Genomic DNA, 6552 nt, shown 5'->3' on the forward strand with positions numbered 1-6552 from the left:
CCCCTTGGTTGAATGGCCGCTGCGGCCGGCGGTGAAATACGCGTCGTTAGCTGGCCCGCTGCGTACGCGCAGGGGCGAGCAGGGCGAGTTCGTTGGGAACCAGGGCCCAGAAGAGCTCGCCCAGCGTCGTGAGGTGTTCTGCAAACAGCATGCTCAACGCGTTCTCGGGGCGCGCGTTGAAGGGCAGAAAAGAGGTATTGGTCCACTGGCCGGACGCGACCGGACCCACTCGCCTTCGCAGCTCCGTGAAGATGACCTCGCGGACGCGAGCAGGATCCGGAAGGCGCTGTTGCTGCGCGACGGAGGCTCCTTGCCGTGTGGCGGCCCAGACGCAGTAGCGCCATTGCGCGGCCGATAGCTCGAGTCCGCATTCGCGGTGGACAAAGGCCAAGTCCTGGGCCCAGCTGGCGTCGAACTGGTGCTTGGTGAGCTGCGCTTCAAAGTACCGTTCGCCCTCGGCAACGGCCAGTTCGCGCCACAGCTTCAGCCGAAGGGCGATGGCGAAGTCGTCGCGCGGGACTGACTCGAGGTAGTCCCGCAGGGCAGGGGCCAATGCATCCGGCTCGTAGGCTCGCCACGCAAAGCGCCACTGAAGCCCCTCGATCGGAGTTTCCCGTGCATCGGGCGATGCGTCCCAACGAGGTTCCGGCCACGGCACCTCGATGAGCCCGAGCTCTCGCAGCTGCCCCATGACCGCAAGGGTCATGCGACGCGTCGGCGCGATGCGCGTGCGCCTCGCCCAGCTTTCCATGAGCGCGCCCAGATAAAGCGCCGCCGGCAGGCCGAGGTCGTCGATCGTGGCAGGGGGCGTGGGGGCCATCGCGTGGGCTCAGCCCCTTCGTCGTTGAACGCGCCTATCAGGATAACTTAGTATCGGAGCCGCTCGGAGTTTCCCACCCTATGGGCTCGTCCTATTGGGGTGGTTCGTGGTGTCTGGGGCTGGGGAACTGCCGATCCTTGCTGTTCGCCTGCGCGAGGCGCGGGTGCGGCTGGGCATTGCCCAGGTCGAGCTGGGACGGCGCGTCGGCATGGACCCGGGTGTGGCAAGTCCCCGGATCAACCAGTACGAGAACGGCGTCCACGTGCCGCACCACACCACGGCGGCGCGGATCGCGCGCGAGCTGGGCGTGCCTCTGGCCTATCTGTATGCCGAGGATGACCAGCTCGCCCGGTGGATCTTGGTGTGGACGCAACTAAGTGCCGCCGAGCGACGGCGGCTCTTGAGGGAGCTCGAAGCCTGATCGTTGAGCGAATCCCATGCGTGGCTTCAAAGTGCGCTTTCCAGCTTCGTGAGCCGAACGTTTGGTCGAGCTCCACTTGGCATGCACCGCGTCGTGATCGTGGCTCTACCGAAGCCTAGACTCCGCGGTCGAGGGGTTCCGCGGGTTTGACCTCCACAACTAGCGTAGGCGCGCCTGCCAGAACCTGTGGAAGCACCGAGTAGGTTTCGCACCACTGTGCGCCAGCGGGCACCAGCCAGCGGGTGAGCTGGACAATCGATGCATAGCGCTCGCCCAGCGGCTCGTGGAGGATCGGTTCGTGATGGGCGATCCGGTTGCGCAGATCGCGCACCTTGCCGATGGGCGCGGAGAAGTCCTTGCGGCGCAAGCCCTTTCCGTTGTCTCGCTGCGCGATGGCATACAGCGCGCGCTGCCACAGGGTTTCGTAATCACTGCCGAACAGGCCGGTCCAGAAGCCGAACGTCAATGCAGCCACCAGGCGGCCGGGTGTCTCTGGCCGGCGCATGCGAGACAGGGTCGTGCGTGCTTCGTCGATGCGCTTACGCATGTCGGCGCCGACCAGCACGCGCGGCTCGTCGAACCAGAACTCGCCGTAGCGCGCGGAGAGGACGTCGTGAATCCGGTTGCGCAGCGCGACCTCGAGCATCTGCAGCGGCGTATAGAACGCTTCGGACACGCGCGTGTTGTACAGGTACAGCTCCAAAGCGCGCGTCCGATCGCCGCCCGCCCACTGCAGGTACCGGCCGAACCGCTCGAGCGACAGTGCATGCTCCAACCCTTCAAATGAATGCATCCCCGCTCCCAAGTTGCATCGTCCGGGACAGGCCCGTAGGATGGGCGGCGTAGACCCCGGTACCGTCTCTGCCTTCGTGCACGCGGCCGGGGTATTTTTTAGTCGCGTTTCGGCTCGTCTTCGAGCAGCCGTGCCGCCGGGTTGTCCTGTACGCCACCGGCCTGAAAGTAGCCGATTACGCTTCCCACCGACCGATGTTCGGTCATGGCCATGATGGCGGGCAGGGCGACTCCCTGGCGGCCCCCCTCGGTGACGAAGCCTGAGCGCAGGCTGTGGCCTGCGAAGTCGCCCTCCAGGCCAGCCTTGGCCGCGCGCCGCTGCACGATCTCAGCCACTGCAGCCGGCGAAAGGCCCGCGCCGACGCGGTCCTTCCACAGGCGCCGGAAGACCCGACCCTCGGTCAGACCGCTGGCCTCGATCCAGCGGGCGAGGGCGTCGCCTGCGACTCCGAGCACAGATTTGTCCGGCGTCGACTTAGCGTTCGGGCCGGCCTGTTGCGTCTTGCTGAACTGCAGTCGATACACGTAGCCGCCGTCCGGCAGACGCTTGAGGTCGGCGAAGTCCGCCGCGGCGACCTCGCTACGGCGGCGCCCGCCGCTGGCGAATGCGAAGTAGAGCAGGGCGCGATCCCGGATGCCCTCTAGCGTCTGATCACACGTTTCTACCAATGCCTCGAGCTCGCGCCGCGTAATCGCAGTCTTTTTGGTTGGCCGCTCCCCACGCTTGTTTGCCGCGCGTCGCGCACGTGCCAGAAGGTGGCGCACTGGCGGCTGCTCGCAGGGATTGTCCACGCGCCGCAACTGATGGGCCTTGGACAGCACTGCGACCCGGTGCACGACGGTCGTCAGCTTGAGCGCACCAGTGCGTTTCTTGAAGCCGGCGGCGACCAGTTGATCGTCGAGGGACTTGGGCAGTTCCCACGCCATTCCCGACGTCGAGCGGCGCGCTACGTGGTCGACGATGAACTGCACGACCGCAATTTCCGGCACCGGCAGCTCGATCGATCGTCCGTAGCGCCCCTGAAACCAGGCTGCCCAGTAGCGCAGCGCGCTTGCATAGCTGCGGGTCGTGTTGGCGGACGCGGCTTCCTCGAGGATCTCCTTGACCGCGCTCTCGGCGGCCTCGGCCAGCTGATCGGGGAAGAGGACCGGGGTGATCGCCAGTGGCTCCGGCAAGGTGTTATCAGACATATGTAATATGTATCCCCTACTACGGTCCCATCATCGTACCCGTGATAAACATCCATTATCGCGGGTGCTGAAACCGCAGAGTAGGGCACCCGACAAGGAGACGCAAATGGCCCGTGGCATCACCCAGAACGACGTCGATCAGGCCGCCGATGCCCTGCTGCTGGCCGGTGAACGCCCCACCGTCGAGCGCATCCGCCAGCACCTGGGCACCGGCTCGCCCAACACCGTGACCCGGCTGCTGGACACCTGGTGGAAAGGCCTCGGGGCGCGCCTGAGCGCGCAACGGCGCACCGTCGAGCTGCCGGATGCACCCGAACCGGTCGCGATGCTGGCCGCCCAGCTCTGGGAGCAGGCGCTAACGAGCGCTCGCGAGCACGCCGAGGCCGCGCTGGCCGAGGAGCGCGGCAGCCTGGCGGCGGCCCGGCTGGAGGCCGATGCCCGCGTCGCCGCGGCCCAGCAGGCGTCGGAGACGGCGCAGGAAGCCTCAGCCCAGGCGGTCGCCGCCCTCTCGGCCGCCCAGGAGCGCCTGCAGGAGCGCCAGCGGCTGGTCGACCAGCAGACCGGGCAGCTCGAAGACCTCACCCGCCAGCGCGACGAGGCTCTGCAGCGCCTTGCGAGCCAGGAGGCGGAACTCTCTGCCCTGCGCGCCCGGCTCGAGACCCAACAAGCAGAGGCCGCCGCCGAGCGCGAGGCCCAGGCGACCCACCTGCGCGCGGTCGAGGACCGCGCCCACCGCGAGGTTGACCGGGCCCGGCAGGAAACGCGGGGCCTCAAGCAGCAGCTCACGGCGATGGAGAGGGCGCATTCGACGCGCCTGCGTCAGCTCGACGCCGAACTCGTTGAGGTGCGGACATCCGCGGCGCAGCTGGCGCGGGATCTGTCGGCAGAACGGGCGCGACGAGAGACGCTGGAGGCGCAGCAGGCCGAGCTTCGGCGCAGTTTGGAGTCAGCGCTCGCACCGGCGCCGATCGCAAAACGCGCACGAGCGCGAACAAGCACGAACCCCCGCCCGGGCCGGACCGCGAAGCCTGCAGGAGCCAAAACCTCTAAGTAATACTGAGGGGCATGACGTCGACCGCCGAGCTCCAACGCCTGATTTCCCTGTCGGTAGCCGATCCGCGGCATGAGCCGGATTTCCTGCGCGCGCTGCTGACAGCTCGGCTCTACGTGCATCTGCCGCTCAAGCCCTCATCGCGTGCACTGCAGCTCGTGTGCTTCACCCGGCCGGATGGACTCACGGTGATCCCGGTGTTCACCGACGAAGGCAAGGCGGCGGTCGCGGCCCGAGGCGCGGTCCGCGTGGGCCAGGTGCGAGGCTGGGATCTTTTCATGAGCGCGCCCGGCGCGACGTTCATGCTCGACCCGAACGATGTCTCGACCACCCTCTACCCGGAGGAGATCCTGGCGCTGCTGTCGGATGGCAGCGCCGCCATGGCGCCGACGTCCGTTCCCGATGCGCCTGTCGACGTCTCGCCGGCGCTCCCCGAGGATGCCTGGATCGGGCAACTGGTCGTCGAGGCCGTCAGGCCCATCGAGGCCGCCGAGGCCGTGCACCTCGTGCACGCACACGTGGCCGGCTCCGTGGAGCCGACGGGCCTGCTGGCGGTGGTCGCCGTGCCGCACGCGTTCGCCGAGCGCGTGGCGCGGGCGGTGGCGCTGGCACTGCAAACCAATGACCGCGAGCCGCGCCTGCCGATCGACCTGAGCAGCTACGAGCCGGCCGAGCCGCCGGATTGGGTCGCAATGCCGGAATTCCCGCCGGTTTGGGTTCGCCGCCCGACGGTCTCGCATTGATATGGATGGAGCCGATGGGACCGCGAGTGAGGTTGCGCCCGGGGAAGTACTCGCCAAGGCCGTGGGCCGCGCCGCCGCCTGGCTGGGCCTGAGCGACCAGGAACTGCTCCAAGCGCTCGAGCTGCAGGCGCCGTCCGGCGAGCTCGAGGCTGGGTCGACGGCCTGGCATAGCGCGCTGAGCCTGATCCATCTCGCGTACCGGTTGGAGCATCTGGCCGGAGATCAACACGGGGCGCAGCAGTGGCTACGCGGGTCCAATGTCGGGCTCGGCCGGCCACCGATCGAGCGACTGGTGGAGCCCGGCGGCGCGTCGGCCCTTCTCGACTACACCCACACCTTCTACCGGTGAGGCCGTGCTCCTGTTCGTCGATCTCGACAGCACGGGCGAACCCGGTGAAGCAGGCCGAGAGGGGGCGTCGGCGCGTCTACGTACCCTGCTGGAGGGGCTGGGTCCGTATGCGGAGCTGGTGGAGGTGGTGGTCAGCTCGCCGTGGGCTCGCGCGCACCGGCTCGAGGATCTCTGGGCGGCGCATGGGCTCGATTTGCCGACCCAGGTCGTCGGGAACCTCTGGGACGACGTGCCGCCCCTGAGCTTGTCGCGGTACGAACACATCATCTACTGGCTCACCCGGCGGCACGTCTGGAGGCTGCCCAGCTGGCTTGCCGTCCTGCCCAGTGAAGAGGAGTGGCCCGCGGACCAGCACAGGAGACTCATTCAATGGTCGGATTCGCGGGACGCGGCCGCGACCTCCCATGCGTTGCGGGCTCAACTGGAGCGCTACTACTGGGCGGACCTCTGGTGGGGCGACGGGCCACCGCCCGACGCCGCGGCCCGCTGGCGTGCGCACGCGCTCATGGTGGCCTGGAGCCTGCCGCGGCGCCGCTGGCCGCACGTCCTTGGCCACACGACCCCGGAGTTCGAAGTGCGACTGGACCTGCTACTCAAAGTCCATGCCGGCGCCCAGCGCTACGTGCGCGCTGGGGTCTGGTATCCGCACTGGGTGCATCTGCCGAGAGCAGAGCTCGGCAGGAGGAGGCCGATCGAGCTCATCGAGGCGTCAGGGGTCCAAGGGATCGAGCAGGTGCTGGCCTACGTCTGGCAACCAGAACCGGCAACGGTGTCTTTGCCGCAAGGCGTCGCAAGCGCGGGTCTGGTCCGCCCATCGAACTACTGATCCGGCGGGGTGGCGTGGTCAGCAGCTGCCGTAACCATGCCCGACCGCAATGAGCTCAACATCCACTGAGCGATGAGTAGCGCCTGCAGGTCGCCGCGACAGGCTGCATCTACTGCCGACATAAGGGTGTTCCGGTACTCGTCCATGAGCGCGTGCTCCAGCTAGGGTGGCGCCAGATCTAATCTGGCCGGCGGCACACAGCATGAGCGGATCACAAAGCTATTGCCGTCGGATTGCGCCGCGAAACCTGTAGGAGACTTCTGAATTGCTGCGGCGCAGCGAAACCGGCCTAAGCGTTTGATACAGAACGCTAAAACCGCGTTTGTGCACTGTTTTTACACGTATCTCGGCTGACCCCC

The 6552-nt window shown here is 67.5% G+C and carries 8 protein-coding genes; 5 read left to right on the forward strand and 3 right to left on the reverse strand.

The genetic code is table 11. The features are described 5' to 3' along the window. Positions 1-46 precede the first annotated feature (46 nt). On the reverse strand, positions 47-820 hold the full coding sequence (locus IP93_RS14890) for a hypothetical protein (RefSeq protein WP_144817033.1): 774 nt from the start codon (positions 818-820) through the stop codon (positions 47-49). Between the two features lie 109 nt (positions 821-929). Here IP93_RS14890 and IP93_RS14895 point away from each other — a divergent pair, with 109 nt between their 5' ends. Next, positions 930-1241: a helix-turn-helix domain-containing protein gene (locus tag IP93_RS14895; RefSeq protein WP_199747242.1), complete on the forward strand. Its 312-nt coding sequence runs from the start codon at positions 930-932 to the stop codon at positions 1239-1241. Positions 1242-1356: 115 nt separating this feature from the next. Here IP93_RS14895 and IP93_RS14900 read toward each other — a convergent pair whose 3' ends face one another. Continuing rightward, a complete protein-coding gene (locus IP93_RS14900; RefSeq protein ID WP_144817035.1) occupies positions 1357-2034 on the reverse strand; it encodes an Abi family protein in 678 nt (225 codons plus the stop codon). Between the two features lie 98 nt (positions 2035-2132). After that, a complete protein-coding gene (locus IP93_RS14905) occupies positions 2133-3224 on the reverse strand; it encodes a tyrosine-type recombinase/integrase (RefSeq protein ID WP_144817037.1) in 1092 nt (363 codons plus the stop codon). 106 nt (positions 3225-3330) lie between these two features. Between IP93_RS14905 and IP93_RS14910 the strand changes: the two genes are divergently transcribed. The 4 genes from IP93_RS14910 to IP93_RS14925 all read left to right on the forward strand — a co-directional run bounded on the left by IP93_RS14910 (position 3331) and on the right by IP93_RS14925 (position 6193). Then, on the forward strand, positions 3331-4278 hold the full coding sequence (locus IP93_RS14910) for a DNA-binding protein (RefSeq protein ID WP_158636375.1): 948 nt from the start codon (positions 3331-3333) through the stop codon (positions 4276-4278). An 11-nt stretch (positions 4279-4289) separates the two neighbouring features. Next, entirely contained in the window at positions 4290-5018 is a 729-nt protein-coding gene (locus IP93_RS14915; RefSeq protein WP_144813693.1) for an SseB family protein, read from the forward strand. Between the two features lie 61 nt (positions 5019-5079). Continuing rightward, positions 5080-5367, forward strand: coding sequence for an antitoxin Xre/MbcA/ParS toxin-binding domain-containing protein (locus tag IP93_RS14920; protein WP_144813696.1), 288 nt, complete (start codon positions 5080-5082; stop codon positions 5365-5367). A gap of 4 nt (positions 5368-5371) precedes the next feature. Then, positions 5372-6193, forward strand: a complete 822-nt coding sequence (locus tag IP93_RS14925; protein WP_144813698.1) for a hypothetical protein — start codon at positions 5372-5374, stop codon at positions 6191-6193. The last annotated feature ends 359 nt before the right edge of the window (positions 6194-6552 follow it).

Origin of the sequence: Aerolutibacter ruishenii (genome assembly GCF_007830115.1) — a bacterium.
In the GTDB taxonomy this organism is placed as follows: Bacteria; Pseudomonadota; Gammaproteobacteria; order Xanthomonadales; family Xanthomonadaceae; genus Aerolutibacter; species Aerolutibacter ruishenii.

Bases quoted from the DNA above. Each gene is read 5' to 3' on its own strand.
- IP93_RS14905 (WP_144817037.1), bottom strand. From the start codon at position 3,224: ATGTCTGATAACACCTTGCCGGAGCCACTGGCGATCACCCCGGTCCTC.
- IP93_RS14900 (WP_144817035.1), bottom strand. From the start codon at position 2,034: ATGCATTCATTTGAAGGGTTGGAGCATGCACTGTCGCTCGAGCGGTTC.
- IP93_RS14890 (WP_144817033.1), bottom strand. From the start codon at position 820: ATGGCCCCCACGCCCCCTGCCACGATCGACGACCTCGGCCTGCCGGCG.
- IP93_RS14910 (WP_158636375.1), top strand. From the start codon at position 3,331: ATGGCCCGTGGCATCACCCAGAACGACGTCGATCAGGCCGCCGATGCC.
- IP93_RS14915 (WP_144813693.1), top strand. From the start codon at position 4,290: ATGACGTCGACCGCCGAGCTCCAACGCCTGATTTCCCTGTCGGTAGCC.